Genomic DNA, 22,228 nt, shown 5'->3' on the forward strand with positions numbered 1-22,228 from the left:
AGAATGGAAGGGCTTGCAGGAGCGTACGCAAGAACTTGCCCGTGAGCTACAGTGCCGCCATGCGCGCTCGACTGTCCGACATCGCCCAACAGGCCGAAGTCAGCGAGGCCACGGTGTCGCGGGTGCTCAACGACCGCCCCGGAGTGGCCCCGGAGACCCGGCAGGCCGTCCTCACCGCCCTCGACGTGCTCGGCTACGAGCGCCCCGCCCGGCTGCGCAAGCGCAGCGCCGGGCTGGTCGGCCTCGTCGTGCCCGAGCTGGACAATCCCATCTTCCCGGCCTTCGCCCAGGTCATCGAGTCGACGCTGGCGCAGAGCGGGTTCACCCCGGTGCTCTGCACGCAGACCCCCGGCGGCGTCACCGAGGACGAGTACGTGGAGATGCTGCTCGACCGGCAGGTCTCCGGGATCGTCTTCGTCTCCGGCCTGCACGCCGACACGGCCGCCAACCACGACCGGTACCGCGCGCTGATCGCCCGCCCGCTGCCCATCGTCATGATCAACGGGTACGCGCCCGGGATCGCGGCACCCTTCGTGTCGTGCGACGACCGGGAGGCCACCGAGCTGGCGATCGCGCACCTGGTCGCGCTCGGCCACCGGCGGATCGGCCTGATCACCGGCCCGGACCGGTTCGTGCCCGTGCAGCGCCGGGTTGCCGGCTTCCGCGCCGCGATGTCCAAGCTGGTCGGCGCCACCGAGGCCGAGGTCGGCGAGCTGGCCGAGCTCTCCCTGTTCGGCGTCGAGGGCGGCGAGGCCGCCGCGGGCCGGCTCATCGAGCGCGGCGTCACCGGCCTGGTCTGCGGCTCCGACCTCATGGCACTGGGCGCGATCCGGGCCGCCCGGCAGCGCGGTCGCTCCGTCCCCGGCGACGTCTCGGTGGTCGGCTACGACGACTCCCCGCTGATGGCCTTCACCGACCCGCCGCTGACCACGATGCGCCAGCCGGTCGCCGCCATGGCGGTGGCCGCCGTCCGCGCCCTGGTCGACGAGATCAACGGGCACGCCGCGCCGAACTCCGAGTACCTGTTCCGCCCGGAGCTGGTGGTGCGGGGCTCGACCGCGGTGGCCCGCCCGGCCGGCGGCTCGACGCGGCAGCGCCCCTCCTCCGTCGACCCCACCGTGGCGGTCCCCGCCTGACCCCTTGCCGTCAGTTCTTGCGCAAGGAATGCTTGACTCTTGCAGCGCAGGGGCGGCATTCTGCTGGGACGCCCTGCGCCACCACCCATACCGCGCGGGGCGCCGCCGTCCCGCGCCAGAGAACGGGGATCCACACCGATGACCTCCGCCCCCCACCCCACGCCGCTGACCGCCGACGACGACTGGTGGCGGTCAGCGGTCGTCTACCAGGTCTACGTCCGCAGCTTCGCGGACGCCAACGGTGACGGTGTCGGGGACCTCCAGGGCATCCGGCAGCGCCTGCCGTACCTGCGCGACCTCGGGGTGGACGCCCTCTGGCTGACCCCCTTCTACACCTCGCCGCAGGTTGACGCCGGCTACGACGTGGCCGACTACCGGGACGTGGACCCGCTCTTCGGCAACCTGACCGACTTCGACGCGATGATCACCGACGCGCACGACCTGGGCCTGCGGATCATCGTGGACCTGGTGCCCAACCACACCTCCAGCGCTCACCCGTGGTTCACCGCGGCGCTGGCGGCCGGCCCCGGCTCCCCCGAGCGGGAGCGCTACCTCTTCGCCGAGGGCCGGGGCGAGCGGGGCGAGCAGCCGCCGAACGACTGGGAGAGCATCTTCGGCGGCCCCGCGTGGACCCGCGTCGCCGACGGGCAGTGGTACCTGCACCTGTTCGACCCGGCCCAGCCCGACCTCAACTGGCGCCACCCGGAGGTGCGCGCCGAGTTCGAGGACATCCTGCGGTTCTGGCTCGACCGCGGCGTGGACGGCTTCCGCATCGACGTGGCGCACGGGATGATCAAGGCCGAGGGACTGCCGGACGTCGGCTTCAACTCGATGACCACCGGCCGGCGCCAGTCCGAACTGCTGGGCAAGGGCCGGCTGCCCTACTTCGACCAGGACGAGGTGCACGACATCTACCGCGCCTGGCGGCCGATCCTGGACAGCTACCCGGGCGGCCGGATGGCGGTTGCCGAGGCGTGGGCGGAGACCCCGCAGCGGCTGGCCCGCTACATCGGCCCGGACGAGCTGCACCAGGCGTTCAGCTTCGACTTCCTCGACGCCACCTGGTCGGCCGACTCGTTCCGCAAGGTGATCGACACGGCCCTCGCCGAGTCGACCATCGTGGGCGCGCCGACCACCTGGGTGCTCTCCAACCACGACCGGCAGCGGCACGTCACCCGGTACGGCGACGGCGAGGCCGGCCTGCGCCGCGCCCGGGCCGCCGCCCTCCTGATGTTCGCCCTGCCCGGCTGCGCCTACGTCTACCAGGGCGAGGAGCTGGGCCTGCCCGAGGTGCTGGACCTCCCCGACGAGCTGCGGCAGGACCCCGCGTTCCTGCGCACCGGCGAGAGCCGGGACGGCTGCCGGGTGCCGATCCCGTGGAGCGGCGAGCTGGCCCCGTACGGCTTCGGCCCGGAGGGCAGCGAGCTGAGCTGGCTGCCGGCCCCCGCGACCTGGCGCGCCCTCTCGGTGGCCGCCCAGGCCGGGGTGACCGGCTCGACGCTGGAGCTCTACCGGTCCGCGCTGCGGATCCGGCACGGGCACCCGGCGCTGGCCGGCACCGGCGGCGTCACCTGGCTGGAGACCGAGCCCGGGGTGCTGGCGTTCCGCCGCTCCGCCGGGGACGCCGAGCTGACCTGCGTGGTCAACCTCAGTGGCGCGGAGGTGACGATCGCCGGGTACGGCCGGGCGGTCGTCGCCAGCGCCGGCCTCACCGAGCGGGGCGACGGGCACGTCCTGCCGGTCGACGCGGCTGCGTGGTTCGAACGGCGCTGAGCCGGGTAACCCGCCATTGACCTGGTCGTCCGTTGTGCCCCGCGCCGACGGGCGGCTGGGCTACCGACCCCTTGTGGTGGGGGGTGAGGTGGCACCGGCCCCTCGGGGACTCATCCGTTCCCGAGGGGTCGGTGTCCATCCGGGACCGTGGGGTACCACCGGGTGATGACCACTCACCTGGCGCAGTACACGCTCGATGTCAGCGACGTCGACCGGATGGCCGCCTTCTGGTCGGCCGCCCTCGGCTACACGGTCCGGCAGGGCGGTGACGGCAACGCGAAGCTCTATCCACCGCCGGGCCGCCCCGGTCCCACCGTCTGGTTGCAGGCCAGCGGCACCCCGAAGCGGGGCAAGAACCGGCTCCACCCGGACCTGGTCTCGGACGGGGATCCCGCGGCCGAGGTCGACCGGCTCATCGGGCTGGGCGCCCGGCGCGTCGACGTCGGGCAGACCGGCACGGAGGGCTTCGTGGTGCTCGCCGACCCGGAGGACAACGAGTTCTGCGTGCTCGACGGCCCGCCGAGCTGACCCCTCAGGCCCCCCGGCTGGTGAGCAGCTGGGCGATCCGGGCGAGACCGGCGCGGACCTCGTCGCGGCTGGGCGGATTCGCCGGCTCGGGCTCCCGCTCGGCGGCCAGCTCCAGCTCCTCGTCGATGACGTCCTCGAAGTCGCCGTAGAGGTCCGCCTGGTCGACCTGGGCCGCCTCGTCCTCGGCGGCGATCTGCGCGGCGGCGATCTCGCTGCGGATCTCCTCGGGCGTCAGCGCCGGCAGCAGCGGCTCCACCACCGCCATGAGCTGCTCCTCGGCCACCACCGCCTCGGCCAGGGCGAGCGCGTGCGGCCGCTCGTACGGGCCACAGACCACCGGCTCCCACTCGTCGTCGTCGCCGAGCGGGCCGAACGTGATGATCCACGGCAGGCCGAGCATCGGCGAGTCGTCCGGCAGGTCCAGTGTCACGAGTGCGCCCACCGGCCCATCATGGTCGGTCGCGGCGACGACGTGGGCGGAAATCGCCTGAGCCACGCCGCTAACGAGCGTTGAGGATGAACGAGAACGACGTGTCGGCGGTGTGGTCGGCGAGCAGCTCGAAGCGGGGGAACCGCCGGACCTGCTGATGCGGGACGGAGAGATCGGCGCTGTTCAGCCACGCCAGCACCGCCGTGCGCTCCTCAGCCCGGAGGACCGGGCCGAGGCAGCCGTCGACCAGCGTGCGCACCAGCGGTGGCTGGACGGTGCCACGATGCTTGACGAGGCAGAAGACGCGGGTCACCTCGTCCCGACGGTCCTTCGCGGGCTGGCCCACGGACGCCGACAGCTGGTCCCGCGTGCCGGGCAGCGTCGCCCGGACCGTGTGCAGCGAGCCGTCCACGTCCACCGGGCCCGGCCACCGCTTGACCCAGGCGTCGGTGACCTGGCCGGGCGTGGTTCCGGCGAGCACCTTCACCGGCCCGGACGGGCTGACGGTGGTGGCGACGCCGCCGCGCTCCCCCGGCTCACCGGCGGCGCCCCGCGGCGCCGTGGGGCGGGCCGGGGCGGCGCCCCTGTCGCGCAGCGCAACGAGGGCCACGATCGCGGCCGCCACCAGCACCACCACGGCGGTCACGGTGAGCACGAGAGGTCGTCTCGACACCGTCCCGCCGGTCGGGGACACCGGATCCGCGCCGCTGTCGTTCGCCTTCACATCGTGCTCCCCCGTGTCACAGCTCAAACGGCAACGGCGTCGCAAAACCGCCGCAGACCGCCTCGGAGGCTACCCAGAAACACAACGGTGGTCAATATTGAATATCGATGGCCACCTCTGGGAGGCTGTTGCCCGCAGCAACAAGCGCAACGAACACGGGGAGGCACAATTGAAGAATTGGAGAGCAGCCGCAATGGCCGCGCTGATCTGCGCGAGCCTTGTCGCGGCGCTGTCACCCGCGGGGCCGGCGTCGGCCGCAGGATGCACGCGGACCGGGTGCAACGGGAAACTGGCGTCCGCCAACGGCTGCATGACCGGCGCGTACGCGATCTCCAGCTTCGACCGGGTGGACGGCAACGACCCGGACGGCAAGATGAAGCACGGCGACCTCTTCTACTCGCCGGCCTGCGGAGCGATGTGGGGCGACTACACCAGCGAATGGGCCGCGGACACCGCCACCGTCCGGCTGGACTGGCAGCCCACCTACGGCGGTCTCCTCCAGACGGCCGCGTCGGTGACGGCAAGTGGCCCAGGACATTACGTCACCACAATGTTCAGCTGGGAGTATTCCCTGCAATTGTGCGCGTCGGTGCGGTCGGACGGCCTCGACCCCGACACCTGCACCTCCTGGCGTTGAGCGCCCATCTCGTCGTGCAGATCCTTTCGGCGTCGATCGGCGCCTCATTCGAACGGGGGAACATTGAAACGAGTCAGTAGAAGAGTGTGCGCGGCGGCAGCCGCACTGGTCGCATTCGCCGGAGCCGTCAGCACGGCACCGGCGACCGCGGCGCCGAGCGGTCGACCGGCGGCGCCCGCGCCCACGGACCCCTCCGCGATCCGGGATCCGGACGGTGGTCTGGGCAAGGGCTGGCGCGCCTCCTCGGACGTGCTGGTCACCGGGGCGGGCGACAGCAACGGGTTCCATCTCTACGTGGCCCGGGAACGGAACGCCTTCGCCTGGTCCACGCTGGCCACCCTGTCCGCCTCGGCGCTCGACATGGGTCCGTGGATGGGTGAGGTCTGCGTCACCGGCTCCGGACGGTACGCGGTGGCGGTCTTCGCCCCGAAGATGGCGGCCAACAAGCCCACGCTGGTCCGGGCCGGCGGCCTCGCCGCGGTGGTGGACATCGACACCGGCAAGGCGACCACGGTGGCGACCGGCCTGCAACTGGCGTACTTCAATCCCGCCTGCGGACCGGATGACCGGGCGCTTCTCACCCGGGCGGTCGGCGAGGACATGCAGCGCACGGACCTGCTCACCGTGGACGCGGCCGCCCACCGGGTCACCCGGACCCGCCGGATCGCGGCCCAGTTCACCACGCCGGCGCCGGCGGCCGACGGTGACTACGGCATCGCCCGGGGCCGGCTCGTGAAGGTCGGGTCCACCGGGGCGCTGACCGAGGTGGCCCGGCCGGCCGGCCCGGTCTCCGCCCTCCGCGGCACCGCACGCAGCGGGGTGGACCTCGTCGCCATCGCCGGCGAGGGGGCGGTGGCACAGCGATACCAGGCCGGGCGGCTGCGCACCGTGGCCGTCGGCCAGAAGGGTCACCTCCAGCTGATGGGCCAGGTGGGCGGGCACAACGCGCTGGTCGGCACCGCACCGACCCTCGCCCGGGCCTGGCCGGAACTGTCCGTCATCCGCTCGGACCACCGGATCCGGGCCGTCTCCGCGCAGGGCCATCTTCTCGCCCAGCAGATCAGCACCGCGCAGGGCGAGAAGGCGGTACGCGAACCGCTGTCACCCGCGGACCGGGCCGACGCCGGCCGGGTCCGGGTGTCGGTGCAGGCGACCGCCAGCGGCCGCCGGTCCACCGCCACCTTCGACACGGAGCGGAAGGCTCCCCGGCTGGACGCGCTGCCGACCCGGGCCGCGCCCGCACCGACGGTGGGCACATTGGCGGTCGACCCGAACATCGCGAACCCGAAGTGCGCCGTACGCCGGAACGACCCGAAGGTGCAGGCGCAACAGCCGAGCGCCGACATGGTGGAGTGGGCGGTGGACCGCGCGGTGCACGGCACCCTGACCACGTCCCGGCCCGCCAACTACCTGAAGTCCGGCCTGCCCTCGTACAGCCCGCAGGGGCTCTTCCCGCGCCGGGCGGTGGCCGGCGGCGGCGAGGTGCCGGCCCAGATCATGCTGGGCATCCTGGCCCAGGAGACCAACCTCTCGCAGGCCTCCTGGCACGCGGTCCCCGGCGACCTGGGCAACCCGCTGATCGCCGACTACTACGGCAACGCGCGGGGCAGCATCGACGTCATCAACTACCCGAGCGCGGACTGCGGCTACGGCGTCGGCCAGGTGACCACGGGGATGAGCGTCGGCGAGACGGTCTACACCCGCAACCAGCAGGTCGCGATCGCGGTCGACTACGCGGCGAACGTCGCCGCGGGGCTCAACATCCTGATCGAGAAGTGGAACCAGATCTACAACGAGCCGCAGGGTCGGAGCACCCTCAACAACAACGACCCGGCCTGGATCGAGAACTGGTTCCTGGCCGTCTGGGCGTACAACAGCGGCTACCACCCGAGCAGCGAGGCCGGAAGCAACAACGGTCGGTGGGGCATCGGCTGGCTGAACAACCCGGCCAACCCCTCGTACGATCCCGCTCGGCCCGGGTTCCTCCGGGACACGTACGCGGACGCGGAGACGCCGAACGAATGGCCCTACCCGGAGCGGATCATGGGGTGGATCGAGACGCCGCAGCTGAGAGGCTTTCCGATCGCCACCGAGGCGTACGCCCAGCCGACGTACGGCCCCAACTCTCCGGACTACGAGAGCCGCTTCACCAAGGTGCTGTCACTGCCGGGCGTCTACACCTTCTGCTCGCCGAGCATCAACAGCTGCACCCCGAACACCGGGAACCCGTGCCCGGCCGACAGCGAGGCCTGCTGGTGGCACGGCAACGTGACCTTCGCCAACTGCCCCGGCGGTGAGTGCGCCAAGGAGAAGGTGACCTACGGCTCGTCGTCGGCCGAGCCGGGGGTGCAACGGGTCTACGACCGGGACTGCTCGGTCTTCACCGGAAACTCCGACCCGGACAAGGACGCCACCCGCAGGACCAGCGTCGTCTACACCACGATCGACTCGTCGCAGTACGCGATGGGCTGCGCCAGCGATCCGAACGACGGCAAGTTCGTCCTCCGGGCCGGCTTCCCGGCGGGCAGCACGAACGCCCTCTACGCCGACATCGATCTGCACCAGCTGGGCGCGGGCTACCAGGGGCACATGTGGTTCAGTCACGTCTATCCGCCGGTCAACGGGGATCCGAACCCGAAGCACCACCTGGTCGGCGCCTGGACGCCCAACCTGGACCTGCAACCCGGGGAACGGATGCGGTTCGACGTCGTCGTCCACCTGCCGAGCCACGGCGGCGAGCACGAGGACGCCGAGTACGTGATCCGCGGCGGCAATGACGGCAGCGAGTACACCTGCACGCTGGACCAGGGCACGGGCCTGCCGGGGATCAACGGCCACGACAAGTGGGTCTACCTGGGGGCGTACAACCTCGGCCGCGGCTCGCAGGTGCTGCTGAACAACATGGGCAACTCGGAATCCGACGGGACGGTCGACATCGCCTGGGACGCCATGGCGTTCGTGCCGATCTACGACCGCAACGGACACAACTGCAAAGATCCCTACTAGGCCGAGGCCTTAGCGCCGGGCGACGGGCCCCTCGTCACCCCGGAAGGGTTGGCGAGGGGCCCGTTCGCGACAGCACCCGGTCAGTCACGCCGGGTGGCGTCCAGAGCCGCACGGACCAGGGCGAGGGCGCGGTCCGGCGGGACGCCCAGCCGGAGCGCCTCGGCGGCGTACGCCGTGGCGGCCCGGTGCAGGCGGTCGGTGGCGTCGTCGCGCCCGGGGGCCACCAGGGTGCCGTGCCGGCCGCGGGTCTCCACCAGCCCGGCGGACTCCAGTTCCCGGTACGCCCGCGCCACCGTGTTCACGGCCAGGCCCAGGTCGGCGGCGAGCTGCCGGACCGCGGGCAGCCGGGTGCCGACCGGCAGCCGGCCGTCACCGATCATCGCGGCGAGCTGCCCGCGTACCTGCTCGTAGGGAGGCACCGCCGAGTCCGGCTCGATCCGGATCCGGGTGCTCATCCCGCCCCTCCCGGCGTACCCGGGTCGGTCTCCTCGTCGATCTCCACGTCCACCTCCCGCGCGGCGCCGCCCTCGGCCAGGTCCACCACCCGCCCGTAGCGGCTGGTGGCGGCCAGCGCGGCGCCGAAGAGCACCATCTGGTTGAGCAGGTAGAGGTAGAGCAGCAGCCCCACCGCCGTGGCGACCACCGTGTACGCCGGGTTCCGCTCGGTGCGCACCACGTAGTAGCGCCCCACGGTGTTGAGCAGCGTGATGCCGACGGCCACCGCCAGCACGGCGGGGCGCAGCCGGCGGCGGCTCATCCGCAACCTGGGCACCGCCACCAGCAGCGCGGTGGCCAGCACCGCGTTGACCAGCACGCTGAGCACCGCGCTGACCGTGGTCAGCCCGACCGAGCCGGTGCTGCGCAGCAGGAACCGCAGCAGCGACTCCAGCGCGTCGACGGCGGCCACCGAGACACCGAGCAGCACGAAGACCGCGACCAGCACCCCCAGGTCGACCAGGCGGCGCACCACCAGGTTGCCGGGCTGCTGGTTGAAGCCGTACATGAGCCGCTGCGAGGAGCGGATCGCCTCGACCCAGCCGATCCCCGTGAAGACCAGGATGACCAGGCCGATCACGCCGACGGTGTTGCTACTCTCGGCGATCTGCTGGGGGTCGAGGAACGGCAGGTTCCCCTCCAGGAAGTCGGCCGCCGCCCGGCTCACCTCGCGGTTGTCCTGCAGGATCGTGCCGAAGATCCAGTACGCCACCAGGGCCAGCGCGAACACGGCGAAGAAGCCGTAGTAGGCGATGGCGGCGGCCAGCCGGCCGCCGAGCAGGTCGGCGTAGAGCGTCCCGGCCCGCCACACGTGGTCGAAGGCCGACGAGCGGGCCCGGGCCGCGTCGATGCGGCGACCGAGCGCCGTCTCGATCCGGCCGATGACGTTCACAGCGCCATCCTCGCCGATCTCCCGGCCCGGTGTCGGCAGGCCGGCCGCGCGCCCAGGTCAGCCGCCGAGGCGGAAGTCGCGGCGGGGCTGCCACCGGGTGGCCCCGCTGTGCGAGAAGAGCGTGAACGCCTCCACCTCGAAGAGGGCGGAGAAGTCGGCCAGGTCCTCGTACGCCTTGTCGAGCACCTCGGGCGGCACGTCCTGGGCCACCGTGACGTGCGGGTGGTACGGGAAGCGCGCCTCGCGGTGCAGCTCGGGGGCCGCGTTGATGGCGGCCGCGAGCAGTTCGCACTCGCTGATCCCGGCGGCCACCGCCACGAAGACCACCTGGGTGACCGGCCGGAACGTGCCGGTGCCCCGCAGGTGCAGCGTGAACGGCAGGTGGGTGGCGGCCACCCGGGCCAGGTGCTCCTCGACGGCCGGCAGCGCGCGCACCGGGATCTCGGTGGGCCCGAGCAGGGTCACGTGCGCCGGGACGGCCAGCGGGTCACCGGCCTCGATCCGCCGGCGGGTGAGCATGCCGCCCCACGGCTCCGGGATGTCGACCGCGATCCCGATCTGGATCGTGTCACCGGCGTCCGGCGCCCCGTCCCTGCCATCCACGCTGCGCGCCATCCCTCCGGCCACCGACTGCGACACCCGTTCCCGCCGTGCCCGGGCCGCTACTCGAACCGGACCGGCGGGAAGAAGCCGATCCGCTCGTACACGGTGCGCAGCGTCGGGGCGGCGACCGCACGGGCCTTCTCCGCGCCCTGCGCGAGCAGCTTGTCGAGCTGCGCCGGGTCGTCCAGGTAGGCGCGGGTGCGCTCCTGGATCGGGGTGACGAACTCCCGGACCACCTCGGCGAGGTCCTTCTTCAGGTCGCCGTAGCCCTTGCCGTCGTACGCGGCGACCAGGTCGTCGATGCCGCGGCCGGAGAGCGCCGAGTAGATGGTCAGCAGGTTGGAGATGCCGGGCTTGCCCTCGGCGTCGAAGACGATCTCCCGGCCGGTGTCGGTGACCGCCGAGCGGATCTTCTTGGCCGAGCGGGCCGGCTCCTCCAGCAGGTCGATGATGCCGGCCGGCGAGGAGGACGACTTCGACATCTTGGCCGTCGGGTCCTGCAGGTCGGTGATCTTCGCGGTGTCCTTGACGATGTGCGGGGCGGGCACCGTGAAGGTCGGGCCGAACAGCGAGTTGAACCGCTGGGCCAGGTCGCGGGAGAGCTCCAGGTGCTGCCGCTGGTCCTCGCCGACCGGCACGGCGTGGGCCTGGTAGAGCAGGATGTCGGCGGCCTGGAGGATCGGGTAGGTGAACAGGCCGACGCTGGCCCGCTCGCTGCCCTGCTTCTGCGACTTGTCCTTGAACTGGGTCATCCGGCTGGCCTCGCCGAAGCCGGTGATGCAGCCGAGCACCCAGGCGAGCTGCGGGTGCTCGGGCACCTGCGACTGGACGAAGAGGGTGCTGCGCTCCGGGTCGAGACCGACCGCGAAGAGCTGCGCGGCGGCGATCCGGCTGCGCTGCTTGAGCACCTTCGGGTCGTGCCCGGCGGTGATGGCGTGCAGGTCGACCACGCAGTAGAACGCGTCGTGGCTGTCCTGAAGGGCCACCCAGTGCCGTACCGCGCCCAGGTAGTTGCCGAGGTGGAACGAGTCGGCCGTCGGCTGGATGCCGGAGAAGACGCGCGGGCGGGCGGGTACGTCGGACATGCCGGCAATTCTGTCAGCAAGCCCCGGCGGCCGTCATGACGGGCCGGTGGGTCGGGTGGGCACGGGCGGGAGCGGGGCCGTGACCTCGCGCCGCGGCTCGGGCAGGCGGGCTGTGGACACGGCGAGGCGGGACACCCGCCGCCCGTCGAGGGCCACCACCCGCAGCAGCCAGCCGCCCGGCGGGTCGTCCGGGGCGGGCCCGCCGGCGTCGTCGGGGTCGACGGCCACCGGCACCTCGTCGCCGGTGACCGGCAGCCGGCCGAGGGCGGCCATCACGAACCCGCCGACCGTCTCGTACGGCCCGGCGGGCAGCGGCACCCCGGTGCGCTCGGCGAAGTCGGCCAGGTTGAGCCGGCCGTCGACCACGGCGGGCAGCCCGACGAGGGCCGGGTCGGCCGGGGCGGCGTCCTCGTCGTGGATCTCCCCGACCAGCTCCTCCACCAGGTCCTCGCAGGTGACGATGCCGGCGGTGCCGCCGTACTCGTCGACCACCACGGCCAGGTGGTGGCCCTCGCGGCGCATCTCGGTGAGCGCGGCCAGCACCCGTTTGCTGCCGGGCAGCCGTTTCACCTCGCGGGCCAGCTCGCCGACCGTGGCGCGCGGGTCCCGCTCGGGACGCAGCAGCACGTCCCGCAGGTGGACGAAGCCGACCACGTCGTCGTGGGTGCCGTCGACCACCGGGTAGCGGGTGTGCGGCTCGGCCCGGACCAGCCGCTCGGCCTCGGGCAGGGTGAGCCCGGTGGCGAGGAAGACCACCTCGGTGCGCGGCATCATGACCTCGCGGATCAGCCGCGCGCCGGCCACCAGCACCTCGTCGATGATCCGCCGCTCGTCCGGGTCGAGCACCGTGCTGGCGGCGACCAGGTCGCGCAGCTCGGCCTCGCTGATCTGCGCCCGGCCGGCGGTCGGGCTGGCCCCGAGCAGGTCGGTGACCAGGCGGGTGGCGCCGTCGGCGGCCCGCACCACGAGCCGGGCCACGGTCCGGGCCACGGGTCCCGGTTCGCGTCTGGGCCGCCCCGGCGGACGTCGCCGGGGCCCGGGACCACCTCCCTCCCGCATGACAAGGATGGTAGACAGCAGGCGCCGGACGCTCCGGGCGATGTTCGGATCTGTTCAATCATGAAGGATTGTGGTGGAATAGGAGGCGGCCCCACTCGCAGCCGCGACACAGCCCGCGGCCGTAGGGTGATCACGGACGGCCGCCGCCGCACGCGGCCCAGGCAGGAGGAGCGACGTGAAACTGCTCGTCACCGGCGGCGCCGGTTACATCGGCAGCGTGGTGACCCGGATGCTGCTCGACCACGGTCACGAGGTGACCGTCCTGGACGACCTGCGCACCGGCCACCGGGAAGCGCTCGCCCCCGAGGCGACCCACGTCGACCTGCCGATCCACGAGGCTGCCCGGGTGCTCACCCCCGACGCCGGCTTCGACGGCGTGCTCCACTTCGCCGCCCTGATCGCCGCCGGCGAGTCGATGGTCAAGCCGGAGCTCTACTGGCAGACCAACACCGTCGGCTCGCTCGCCCTCATCGACGCGGTCCGCGCCGCCCGGGTGCCCCGGCTGGTCTTCTCCTCCACCGCCGCCGTCTACGGCAACCCCACCGAGCTGCCCATCCCGGAGACCGCCGTCAAGGCCCCCACCAACACCTACGGCGCGACCAAGCTCGCCGTCGACATGGCGCTCACCTCCGAGGCGGTCGCGCACGACCTGGCCGCCGTCTCGCTGCGCTACTTCAACGTGGCCGGGGCCTACCGGCGCGACGGGCGGAGCATCGGCGAACGGCACGACCCCGAGACCCACCTCATCCCGCTCGCCCTGGAGGTGGCCGCCGGCCGGCGCGACAAGTTCCAGCTCTTCGGCGACGACTACCCCACCGTCGACGGCACCTGCGTCCGCGACTACATCCACGTCGAGGACCTGGCCCGTGCGCACCTGCTGGCCCTCGAGGCCGCAACCGCGGGCCGGCACCGCATCTACAACCTGGGCAACGGCAACGGCTTCACCAACCGCCAGGTCATCGAGGTGGTCCGCGAGGTCACCGGGCACCCGGTGCCGGTCGAGATGGCCCCGCGCCGCGAGGGCGACCCGGCCGAGCTGGTCGCCTCCTCCGCCCTGGCCCGCGCCGAGCTGGGCTGGGTGCCGCAGAAGCCCACCCTCCACGACATGGTGGGCGACGCCTGGGAGTTCTACCGCACGCACATCCTGGAACAGCGATGAGCGACGTCGCGGCCCGCGCCACCGCCGGCTTCCGGCAGCGGTACGGCACCGAGCCGGCCGGCCGCTGGGCGGCTCCCGGCCGGGTCAACCTGATCGGCGAGCACACCGACTACAACGACGGCTTCGTGCTGCCCTTCGCCCTGCCGCTGCGTACCGTGGTCGCCGCGGCGGCCGCCGGCGACGGGCGCTGGTCCGTCTGGTCGGAGCTGGACGACGAGCCCGTGGAGTTCGGGCCGGCCGAGGCCGACGAGCCCGGCGGCGTCGACGGCTGGGCCGCCTACGTGGCCGGGGTGGTCTGGGCGCTCCGGGCCGCCGGCCACGACGTCCCGGGCGCCCGGCTGGCCATCGCCTCCGACGTGCCGGTCGGCTCCGGGCTCTCCTCGTCGGCGGCCATCGAGGCGGCGGTGCTCGCCGCCCTGGTCGAGCTGGGCGGGCTGGACCTGCCCGCCGACCGCTGGCCGCGGCTGGCCCAGCGCGCCGAGAACGACTACGTGGGCGCGCCCACCGGCATCATGGACCAGTCCGCGGTGATCCGCGGCCGGTCCGGGCACGCCCTCTTCCTCGACTGCCGCACCGAGGAGGTCGAGCAGATCCCGTTCGACCTGGACGCCGCCGGGCTGGCCGTGCTGGTGGTCGACAGCCGGGCGCCGCACCGGCACGCCGACGGCGAGTACGCCGCCCGCCGCAAGTCCTGCGAGCGGGCCGCCAAGACGCTCGGGGTGGCCGCGCTGCGCGACGTCGCCGCCGCCGACCTGGACGCCGCGCTGGCCCGCCTCGACGACGACGAGACCCGCCGCCGGGTCCGGCACGTGGTCACCGAGGACCAGCGGGTGCTCGACACGGTCGGGCTGCTGCGCGCCGGCCGGATCCGCGACATCGGCCCGCTGCTGACCGCCTCGCACGTCTCGATGCGGGACGACTTCGAGATCACCGTGCCGGAGATCGACACCGCGGTCGAGGCGGCCCTGGCCGCCGGGGCGTACGGGGCGCGGATGACCGGCGGCGGCTTCGGCGGCTGCGTGCTCGCGCTGGTCGACGCGGACGCCGCCGACGCCGTGGCGGCCGCCGTGACGGCCGCGTACGCCGACCGTGGCTTCGCCGCGCCCGGCACCCTCACGGTCCTCCCGTCCCCCGGCGCGACCCGCCTCGACTGACGAGAAACGGCAAGGCCCCCGGTCCACCGACCGGGGGCCTTCCCACGTGCGATCCGCGTCAGCCGGCCTCGACGATCATGCCGGCGCCCACGGTGCGGTTGGTGGCCTCGTCGATGATGACGAACCCGCCCGTGGTGCGGTTGCGCCGGTACTCGTCGGCCAGCAGCGGCACGGTCGTCCGCAGCCGCACCCGGCCGATCTCGTTGAGCTTCAGCTCGCCGGCCGTCTCGTCGCGGTGCAGCGAGTTGATGTCCAGCCGGTAGTGCAGGCCGCGCACGATCGCCCGCGCCGAACGGGTGGTGTGCTTGATGGCGTACTTGCCGCCGACCTGCAGCGGGCGGGTCTCGTCCATCCAGCAGATCATCGCCTCGATGTCCTGCGCGACGGTCGGGGCGTTGTTCGGCCGGCAGATCAGGTCGCCGCGCGAGATGTCGATCTCGTCGGTCAGCCGGACCGTCACCGACATGGGCGGGAACGCCTCCTCCACCGGGCCGTCGGCGGTCTCCACGGCGGCGATCCGGCTGGTGAAGCCCGAGGGCAGCACCATCACCTCGTCGCCGGCCTTGAGCACACCCGAGGCCACCTGGCCCGCGTACCCGCGGTAGTCGGTGACGGTGGTGGACTGCGGCCGGATCACGTACTGCACCGGGAAGCGGACGTCGACCAGGTTGCGGTCCGAGGCGATGTGCACCCGCTCCAGGTGGTGCAGCAGCGACGGGCCCTCGTACCAGGGCATGTTCTCCGAGCGGGTGACGATGTTGTCGCCCTGCAGCGCGGAGATCGGCACCACGGTCAGGTCCGGCACGTCGAGCTTCGCGGCGAACGCGGTGAACTCGTCGGCGATCTGCTCGAACACCTCCTGCGACCAGTCGACCAGGTCCATCTTGTTGACGCAGAGGACCAGGTGCGGCACCCGCAGCAGCGAGCACAGGAACGCGTGCCGGCGGGACTGCTCCACCAGGCCCTTGCGCGCGTCCACCAGGATCAGCGCCAGGTCAGCCGTGGAGGCGCCGGTGACCATGTTCCGGGTGTACTGGATGTGCCCCGGGGTGTCGGCGATGATGAACTTCCGCCGCGGCGTGGCGAAGTAGCGGTACGCCACGTCGATGGTGATGCCCTGCTCCCGCTCGGCGCGCAGGCCGTCGGTGAGCAGCGCCAGGTTGGTGTACTCGTCGCCCCGGGCCGCGCTGACCGCCTCGACGGCGGCCAGCTGGTCGGTGAAGAGCGACTTCGTGTCGTACAGCAGCCGGCCGATCAGGGTCGACTTGCCGTCGTCCACGCTGCCCGCGGTGGCGAACCGCAGCAGGTCCATCGGCCGGGCCGACGCGTCGGCCTCGGCCGGCGCAACAGTCTCGACGCTCATCAGAAGTAGCCCTCCCGCTTGCGGTCCTCCATGGCGGCCTCGCTGACCCGGTCGTCGCCGCGGGTCGCGCCGCGCTCGGTGATCCGGGTGGCGGCCACCTCCTCGATCACCTTCTCCACCGTGTCGGCGTCCGAACGGACCGCCGCGGTGCAGGAGGCGTCACCCACGGTCCGGTACCGCACCTGGGCCTTGAACGGCTGCTCACCGGCGCGGGCGCGGAAGAACTCGTTGACCGCGTAGAGCATGCCGTCGCGCTCGATCACCTCGCGCTGGTGCGCGTAGTAGATCGACGGCAGCGGGATCCGCTCCCGGGCGATGTAGTGCCAGACGTCCAGCTCGGTCCAGTTGGACAGCGGGAACACCCGGATCGACTCGCCCGGGTGGTGCCGCCCGTTGTAGAGCGCCCACAGCTCCGGGCGCTGGTTCTTCGGGTCCCACTGGCCGAACTCGTCGCGGAAACTGAACACCCGCTCCTTGGCCCGGGCCTTCTCCTCGTCCCGGCGGGCGCCGCCGAACAGCGCGTCGAAGCGGTGCTTCTCCACCGCGTCGAGCAGCACCGGGGTCTGGATCCGGTTGCGCATGCCGTCGGCCGACTCGCGCACCAGCCCCTTGCTGAGGGCCTCCGGCACGCTGGCCACGATGAGCTGGAGACCCAGCTCGGCGACGCGCTGGTCCCGGTATTCGAGAACCTCGGGGAAGTTGTGCCCGGTGTCGACGTGCATCACCGGGAAGGGAATGTTGGCCGGGGCGAACGCCTTCTGGGCCAACCGGAGCATCACGATCGAGTCCTTGCCGCCGGAGAACAGCAGCACGGGCCGCTCCATCTCGGCGACGACCTCGCGCATCACGAAGATGCTCTCCGCCTCGAGCGCGTCCAGATGCGACACCTGGTACGCGGCGGGGGCCGTCATGACACGAACTCGATTCGCTCGGATCCGCACATCGGGATTCCAGACCTTTCCGGTCGGACTCGTGAAGAAGAACGCTCAGGCTACCCGGAATGCCTCTGCAGCGCTGCAAGCAACCGGCTGGCGAGATCCTTGCGGCAGACCAGCAGGTCGGGCAGGCGTGGGTCGGCCTCGTTGTATTTCAGCGCAGATCCGTCGATCCGGGAAGCGTGCAGTCCGGTGGCCGTCGCCACAGCGACCGGAGCGGCCGAGTCCCACTCGTACTGACCGCCCGCGTGGATGTACGCGTCGACCTCGCCGGTGACCACAGCGGCGATCTTCGCGCCCGCCGAGCCCATCGGAACCAGATGGGCGCCGATGTCCTCTGCCAGATCGGTCAGGAAAACCGGCGGACGGCTACGGCTGGCCGCCAACCGGATGGTCCTGCCGCCCGCCGTGGCCGCCTCCAGGGTCATCGGCGGATACGCCGGCGGGTAGTCCGTGCCCAGGACCCGGTGCTGCGCCGGCAGCCCCACCGCGCCCGCGACCAGACCGTGCGGCGACGGCGCGCTGCGCGACCAGAGCGCCACGTGCACCGCCCAGTCCGAGCGGCCCTCCTCGGCGAACTCCCGGGTGCCGTCCAGCGGGTCGATGATCCACACCCGGTCCGCGTTGAGCCGGGACACCGCGTCGCTGCTCACCTCGGCCGTCCAGGCCAGCCGGGAACCCTCGTCCTCCTCCGACAGCACCGCGTCCGCCGGCCGCCACTTCGCCAGCTCGGTGCGGATCAGATCGTGCGAGACCTTGTCCCCGGCCGACTTCAGCGCCCCCACGTCGGCGAAGCCCAGCTCCGCGCGCAGGCCCATCAGCGCCTGCCCGGCCCGCGCCGCCAGCCACCGGGCGAACGCGCCGTCGATCATCGGAGGACTGCCCATGGTGTTTCCCGCTCCCGTCGCCCGCCTTCGCACACGTCAGAAGGCGCAGACTACCGGCACCGCCCGACCCGCCCGGGATGCCCCGCCCGGCGCCTCAGGCCCCGTGGTAGAGGTTCTGCGTCGGCTCCACACCCTTGGTGACCACCGACTCCACCACGTCCGCGGCCCGGTCCACCAGGAATTCCAGCTCCTTGCGCTCGGTCGAGGAGAAGTCCGACAGCACGTAGTCGGCCGGGTCCTGCCGGCCCGGCGGCCGGCCGATGCCGAACCGCACCCGCACGTAGTCCTTGGTGCCCAGCGACTTCGACATCGAGCGCAGGCCGTTGTGGCCGCCCTCGCCACCACCGCACTTCACCCGCAGCTGGCCGTACGGGATGTCCAGCTCGTCGTGCACCGCGATCACCCGCTCCGGCGGGATCTTGTGGAACTGGGCCAGCGCGACCACCGGGCCGCCCGAGAGGTTCATGTAGGTCAGCGGCTTCAACAGCACCAGCTTCGGGCCACCGAAACCCAGCCGCCCCTCGGCCACCTCGCCCATCGCCCGCTTGTGCCGGCCGAACTTACCGCCCAGCCGGCCCGCCAGCAGCTCGGCCACCATGAAGCCGACGTTGTGCCGGTTGCCCGCGTACTCCCGACCGGGGTTGCCCAGGCCGACCACCAGCCACGGCCCCGCCTCGTCCGTCACGCCACGTCCCTTTCCGCTCTGCCCACCGATCCGCGCCCGATACGCCGACAGGCGCCCCCGGGAACCGGGGACGCCTGTCGCACAGCCTGCGGGCCGATCAGGCCTCGGTCTTCGGCTCCTCGGCAGCCGGCTCGCCCTCGGCCGGAGTGCCCTCCGGAGCCTCGGCGGTCTCCTCGCCGACCTCGGCCTCGGCCTCCTCCTCGGCGACCTCGACCTCGGGGAGGGTGGCCTCGAGCTGCTCGGCGGTCGGGGCGGCGGTCACCGAGGCGACCGGCAGCTCCGCGTCCGCGGCCAGCTCCACACCGGCCGGCAGCTCGACGTCGCCGGCGGTGATCTGGGTGCCGGCCTCGGCGCCCTCGATGGAGGCCTCCAGGTGGTCCGGCACCTTGGTGGCGTCGGCGGTCACCGAGAGGGTGTCGTGGTCGTGCACGATCAGGGTGTCCTTCGCGGCCTCACCGGTCAGCTGGACCGGGACCTCGACGGTGACCTTCTCGCCCCGGCGGACCAGCAGCAGGTCCACGTGCTCGAAGGTGTCCTTGATCGGGTCACGCTGGATCGCCTTCGGCAGCGCCAGCACCTGGGTGCCGTCGCTGACCTCGATCGCGAAGAGCTGGTTCGCACCGCCCTTGCGGATCGCGGCGGCGAACTCACGCGCCGGGAGCGCGATGTGCTTGGGCTTCTCGCCGTGGCCGTACAGCACGGCGGGCACCTTGCCGGCCCGGCGGGTACGACGGGCACCACCCTTGCCGAACTCGGTACGGGGCTCGGCGCTGATCTTTACCTCGGACACGGGGAAACTCCTGATGCTTCGCTGCGGCGGCTTGTCGTCTGGCGGTGCTGGGGCGAGGGGCTCGCTGGGGCTCAAGGTCATGAACGACCGCCCGGAGCACCGCGTCGATGACGGCGCCTCCGTGCGGTGCTTTTCAGCGGCCCGCCGGGCACCCTCGCCGTGGCAACCGCACCAGTCTACCCGAGGGATTTCCGAGCTATCCGGCAGTCCCCATATCATCGCCGGCCACACCGTGCCGGCCACTTCCCCGACCGGCGACGACCCTCGAAAGAGGCCGCCGCCGGCGGGGCGCGGACCTCAGCTCAGGCCACCGAAGAGGGTGGTCACCGAGCCGTCGTCGAAGACCTCCCGGATCGCCCGGGCCAGCAGCGGGGCGATCGACAGCACGGTCAGCTTGTCCAGCTGCTTCTCCGGCGGCAACGGCAGCGTGTTCGTCACCACGACCTCGCTGATCGGGCTGTTCTTCAACCGCTCGGTCGCCGGGTCCGACAGCAGCGCGTGGGTGGAGGCCACCACGATCTCCGCCGCGCCCGACTCCTTCAGGATGTCGGCGGCCTTCGTGATCGTGCCACCGGTGTCGATCATGTCGTCGACGATCAGGCAGACCCGGCCCTCGACCTCGCCGACCACCCGGTTCGCCACCACCTGGTTCGGCTTCAGCGGATCCCGGGTCTTGTGGATGAACGCCAGCGGGCAGCCACCCAGCCGGTCCGTCCACCGCTCGGCCACCCGCACCCGGCCCGAATCCGGCGCGACCACCGTCATGGGCCGGCCCGCGTACTTGTGCTCCACGTACTCGGCCAGCACGTCCATGGCGAACAGGTGGTCCACCGGGCCGTCGAAGAAGCCCTGGATCTGCGCGGTGTGCAGGTCGACCGTCAGGATCCGGTTCGCGCCCGCCGTCTTCAGCAGGTCGGCCACCAGCCGGGCCGAGATCGGCTCCCGGCCGCGGTGCTTCTTGTCCTGCCGCGAATAGGGGTAGAACGGCAGGACCACCGTGATCCGCTTGGCCGAACCGCGCTTCAGCGCGTCGACCATGATCAGGGTCTCCATGACCCAGGTGTTGACCCCGTGCGTCACGGACTGCACCACGAAGGCGTCCGAACCGCGTACCGAATCCTTGAAACGTACGAAGATCTCACCGTTGGCGAAATCGTACGAGTCGGAGGGCGTCGGCGCGACGCCGAGCACCTCACCGATCTCCTTGGCCAGCTCCGGAAAACCCCGTCCGGAGAAGAGCATCAGGCTCTTGCGGTTTTCGGCGACGATGCTGCCCATGGGCCCGTCTGCTCCCGTATGTCGGTGGTTCCCGGCGGCGGTGAGCCGGGGACTATTCGGTTGCAGTATCCCCCGTGTTCACCGGTCCTCCCACGGTCTCCGGCCCCCCGTGGATTCAGTCACCTTCGCTTGCGGCAGGGCCGGCCTCCGACGCACCCTCACGGGCCCGCTGCGCCGCCTCCGCGGCCGCCGTGCCGGACCGCTTGCGCAGCACCCAGCCCTCGACGTTGCGCTGCTGACCCCGCGCCACCGCCATGGCCCCCGCCGGCACGTCCGAGATGATCACCGAACCCGCCGCCGTGTACGCGCCGTCGCCCACCCGCACCGGCGCCACGAACATGTTGTCCGCCCCGGTACGCGCGTGGCTGCCGATCGTCGTGTGGTGCTTGCGCACCCCGTCGTAGTTGACGAACACCGTCGCCGCGCCGATGTTGCTGTGCTCCCCGATCGTCGCGTCACCCACGTACGACAGGTGCGGCACCTTCGAACCCTCGCCGATGTCGGCCTTCTTCGTCTCCACGAACGTGCCGACCTTCGCCTTGCGGCCCAGCCGCGACTCCGGCCGCAGGTACGCGTACGGCCCGACGCTCGCCTCCGGGCCCACCTCGGCACCCACCGAGTGGCTGCGCACCACGCTCGCGCCCGCGCCGACCGTGGTGTCCACCAGCGTCGTGTCCGGCCCCACCACCGCTCCCGCGCCGACCACCGTCGCGCCCTGCAGCTGCGTGTTCTGGTCGATCACCGCATCCCGCTCGACGGTGACGGTCACGTCGATCCAGGTGGTGTGCGGGTCCAGGATGCTCACCCCGGTGCGCATCCAGCCCTCGTTCACCCGGTCCCGCAGCAGCCGGCGCAGCGCGGCCAGCTCGACCCGGTCGTTGCAGCCCAACGTCTCCACGTGGTCGGCGGCGCAGTGCACCGCCACCGGCTCCCCCGCGTCCCGGAGCAGGCCGAACACGTCGGTCAGGTACTCCTCGCCCTGATCGTTGTCGGTGGAGAGCTTGCCCAGCGCGTCCCGCAGCCGCGCCACGTCGAACGCGTAGATGCCCGCGTTGATCTCCCGCAGCGCCCGCTGCTCCGGGGTGGCGTCGCGCTCCTCGACGATCTGCGCCAGCCGCCCGTCGGCGTCCCGGACGATCCGGCCCAGGCCGGTCGGGTCCGGCACCTCGGCGGCCAGCACGGTCGCCGCCGCGCCGGCGCCCTCGTGCGCCTCGACCAGGGCCACCACGGTCTCCGGCCGCAGCAGCGGCACGTCCCCGTTGATCACCACGACGGTGCCGGTGGCCTCCGGGACGGCGTCCAGCGCGATCCGGACCGCGTGCCCGGTGCCGAGCTGCTGCGCCTGGAGCACCGGGGTGGCCGCCGGGGCGATCTCGGCCAGGTGCGCGCGCACCTGGTCGGCGCCGTGGCCGACCACGACCACCTGGCGGTCCGCGCCGAGCGGCGCGGCCGCGGCCAGCACGTGACCGAGCAGGGTACGACCGAGCAGCGGGTGCAGCACCTTGGGCAGGGCCGACTTCATCCGCTTGCCCTCACCGGCGGCGAGCACGACAACGGTGCGGAGGTGGGGCTGGGACACGACGTGGCTCCCGTCGGGTGGGCGACAGTC

The 22,228-nt window shown here is 72.3% G+C and carries 20 protein-coding genes and 1 pseudogene; 7 read left to right on the top strand and 14 right to left on the bottom strand.

Going from position 1 to position 22,228, the window contains the following annotated elements; all coding sequences use genetic code 11:
* Window positions 1-59 precede the first annotated feature (59 nt).
* The 3 genes from GA0070214_RS07225 (at window position 60) to GA0070214_RS07235 (ending at window position 3,437) form a co-directional block, all read left to right on the top strand.
* Window positions 60-1,136: a LacI family DNA-binding transcriptional regulator gene (locus tag GA0070214_RS07225; RefSeq protein ID WP_208602673.1), complete on the top strand. Its 1,077-nt coding sequence runs from the start codon at window positions 60-62 to the stop codon at window positions 1,134-1,136.
* A gap of 138 nt (window positions 1,137-1,274) precedes the next feature.
* Window positions 1,275-2,909: a glycoside hydrolase family 13 protein gene (locus tag GA0070214_RS07230; protein WP_091260597.1), complete on the top strand. Its 1,635-nt coding sequence runs from the start codon at window positions 1,275-1,277 to the stop codon at window positions 2,907-2,909.
* A gap of 165 nt (window positions 2,910-3,074) precedes the next feature.
* A complete protein-coding gene (locus GA0070214_RS07235; protein WP_091261435.1) occupies window positions 3,075-3,437 on the top strand; it encodes a VOC family protein in 363 nt (120 codons plus the stop codon).
* Window positions 3,438-3,441: 4 nt separating this feature from the next.
* Here GA0070214_RS07235 and GA0070214_RS07240 read toward each other — a convergent pair whose 3' ends face one another.
* Both GA0070214_RS07240 and GA0070214_RS07245 read right to left on the bottom strand, forming a co-directional pair.
* Entirely contained in the window at window positions 3,442-3,879 is a 438-nt protein-coding gene (locus GA0070214_RS07240; protein WP_091260600.1) for a hypothetical protein, read from the bottom strand.
* A gap of 58 nt (window positions 3,880-3,937) precedes the next feature.
* A complete protein-coding gene (locus GA0070214_RS07245; RefSeq protein WP_139141767.1) occupies window positions 3,938-4,591 on the bottom strand; it encodes a hypothetical protein in 654 nt (217 codons plus the stop codon).
* A gap of 193 nt (window positions 4,592-4,784) precedes the next feature.
* Here GA0070214_RS07245 and GA0070214_RS07250 point away from each other — a divergent pair, with 193 nt between their 5' ends.
* Together GA0070214_RS07250 and GA0070214_RS07255 are read left to right on the top strand one after the other, a co-directional pair.
* On the top strand, window positions 4,785-5,228 hold the full coding sequence (locus GA0070214_RS07250; protein WP_091260605.1) for a hypothetical protein: 444 nt from the start codon (window positions 4,785-4,787) through the stop codon (window positions 5,226-5,228).
* An 84-nt stretch (window positions 5,229-5,312) separates the two neighbouring features.
* Window positions 5,313-8,234 (top strand): hypothetical protein, encoded by a 2,922-nt coding sequence (locus GA0070214_RS07255; protein WP_091260607.1) that lies wholly within the window; start codon window positions 5,313-5,315, stop codon window positions 8,232-8,234.
* A gap of 80 nt (window positions 8,235-8,314) precedes the next feature.
* Here GA0070214_RS07255 and GA0070214_RS07260 read toward each other — a convergent pair whose 3' ends face one another.
* The 5 genes from GA0070214_RS07260 to GA0070214_RS07280 are packed head-to-tail and all read right to left on the bottom strand — an operon-like array spanning window position 8,315 to window position 12,368.
* On the bottom strand, window positions 8,315-8,689 hold the full coding sequence (locus GA0070214_RS07260) for a GntR family transcriptional regulator (RefSeq protein WP_091260609.1): 375 nt from the start codon (window positions 8,687-8,689) through the stop codon (window positions 8,315-8,317).
* Window positions 8,686-9,621, bottom strand: a complete 936-nt coding sequence (locus tag GA0070214_RS07265) for a YihY/virulence factor BrkB family protein (protein WP_091260611.1) — start codon at window positions 9,619-9,621, stop codon at window positions 8,686-8,688. Before GA0070214_RS07265 ends, GA0070214_RS07260 begins: the two co-directional genes overlap by 4 nt.
* A gap of 57 nt (window positions 9,622-9,678) precedes the next feature.
* Complete coding sequence (locus tag GA0070214_RS07270; protein ID WP_091260613.1) at window positions 9,679-10,236, bottom strand: 2'-5' RNA ligase family protein; 558 nt, start codon at window positions 10,234-10,236, stop codon at window positions 9,679-9,681.
* A gap of 47 nt (window positions 10,237-10,283) precedes the next feature.
* Window positions 10,284-11,309, bottom strand: coding sequence for a tryptophan--tRNA ligase (gene trpS / locus GA0070214_RS07275; RefSeq protein WP_091260616.1), 1,026 nt, complete (start codon window positions 11,307-11,309; stop codon window positions 10,284-10,286).
* Between the two features lie 33 nt (window positions 11,310-11,342).
* Entirely contained in the window at window positions 11,343-12,368 is a 1,026-nt protein-coding gene (locus tag GA0070214_RS07280; RefSeq protein WP_091260618.1) for a hemolysin family protein, read from the bottom strand.
* Window positions 12,369-12,597: 229 nt separating this feature from the next.
* Between GA0070214_RS07280 and galE the strand changes: the two genes are divergently transcribed.
* Complete coding sequence (gene galE, locus GA0070214_RS07285; protein ID WP_244167614.1) at window positions 12,598-13,527, top strand: UDP-glucose 4-epimerase GalE; 930 nt, start codon at window positions 12,598-12,600, stop codon at window positions 13,525-13,527.
* On the top strand, window positions 13,524-14,681 hold the full coding sequence (galK, locus tag GA0070214_RS07290; protein WP_091260620.1) for a galactokinase: 1,158 nt from the start codon (window positions 13,524-13,526) through the stop codon (window positions 14,679-14,681). The genes galE and galK overlap by 4 nt, the downstream gene beginning before the upstream one ends.
* A gap of 58 nt (window positions 14,682-14,739) precedes the next feature.
* Here galK and cysN read toward each other — a convergent pair whose 3' ends face one another.
* The 7 genes and pseudogenes from cysN to glmU all read right to left on the bottom strand — a co-directional run bounded on the left by cysN (window position 14,740) and on the right by glmU (window position 22,198).
* Window positions 14,740-16,044, bottom strand: coding sequence for a sulfate adenylyltransferase subunit CysN (cysN, locus tag GA0070214_RS07295; protein WP_091260621.1), 1,305 nt, complete (start codon window positions 16,042-16,044; stop codon window positions 14,740-14,742).
* Window positions 16,044-16,955, bottom strand: a complete 912-nt coding sequence (gene cysD, locus GA0070214_RS07300) for a sulfate adenylyltransferase subunit CysD (protein WP_091260623.1) — start codon at window positions 16,953-16,955, stop codon at window positions 16,044-16,046. The genes cysN and cysD overlap by 1 nt, the downstream gene beginning before the upstream one ends.
* An 80-nt stretch (window positions 16,956-17,035) precedes the next feature.
* The gene (locus tag GA0070214_RS07305; protein WP_091260626.1) at window positions 17,036-17,866 is read right to left on the bottom strand and encodes an inositol monophosphatase family protein; all 831 of its coding nucleotides are present in this window, start codon (window positions 17,864-17,866) and stop codon (window positions 17,036-17,038) included.
* Window positions 17,867-17,960: 94 nt separating this feature from the next.
* Window positions 17,961-18,551, bottom strand: a complete 591-nt coding sequence (gene pth / locus GA0070214_RS07310) for an aminoacyl-tRNA hydrolase (RefSeq protein ID WP_091260628.1) — start codon at window positions 18,549-18,551, stop codon at window positions 17,961-17,963.
* 97 nt (window positions 18,552-18,648) lie between these two features.
* Entirely contained in the window at window positions 18,649-19,341 is a 693-nt protein-coding gene (locus tag GA0070214_RS07315; protein ID WP_091260630.1) for a 50S ribosomal protein L25/general stress protein Ctc, read from the bottom strand.
* A gap of 297 nt (window positions 19,342-19,638) precedes the next feature.
* The gene (locus GA0070214_RS07320) at window positions 19,639-20,619 is read right to left on the bottom strand and encodes a ribose-phosphate diphosphokinase (RefSeq protein WP_091260632.1); all 981 of its coding nucleotides are present in this window, start codon (window positions 20,617-20,619) and stop codon (window positions 19,639-19,641) included.
* A gap of 52 nt (window positions 20,620-20,671) precedes the next feature.
* Window positions 20,672-22,198, bottom strand: a pseudogene (gene glmU / locus GA0070214_RS07325) (bifunctional UDP-N-acetylglucosamine diphosphorylase/glucosamine-1-phosphate N-acetyltransferase GlmU).
* Window positions 22,199-22,228 lie beyond the last annotated feature (30 nt).

It is taken from the genome of Micromonospora chaiyaphumensis, from assembly GCF_900091435.1.
Taxonomy (GTDB): Bacteria; Actinomycetota; Actinomycetes; order Mycobacteriales; family Micromonosporaceae; genus Micromonospora; species Micromonospora chaiyaphumensis.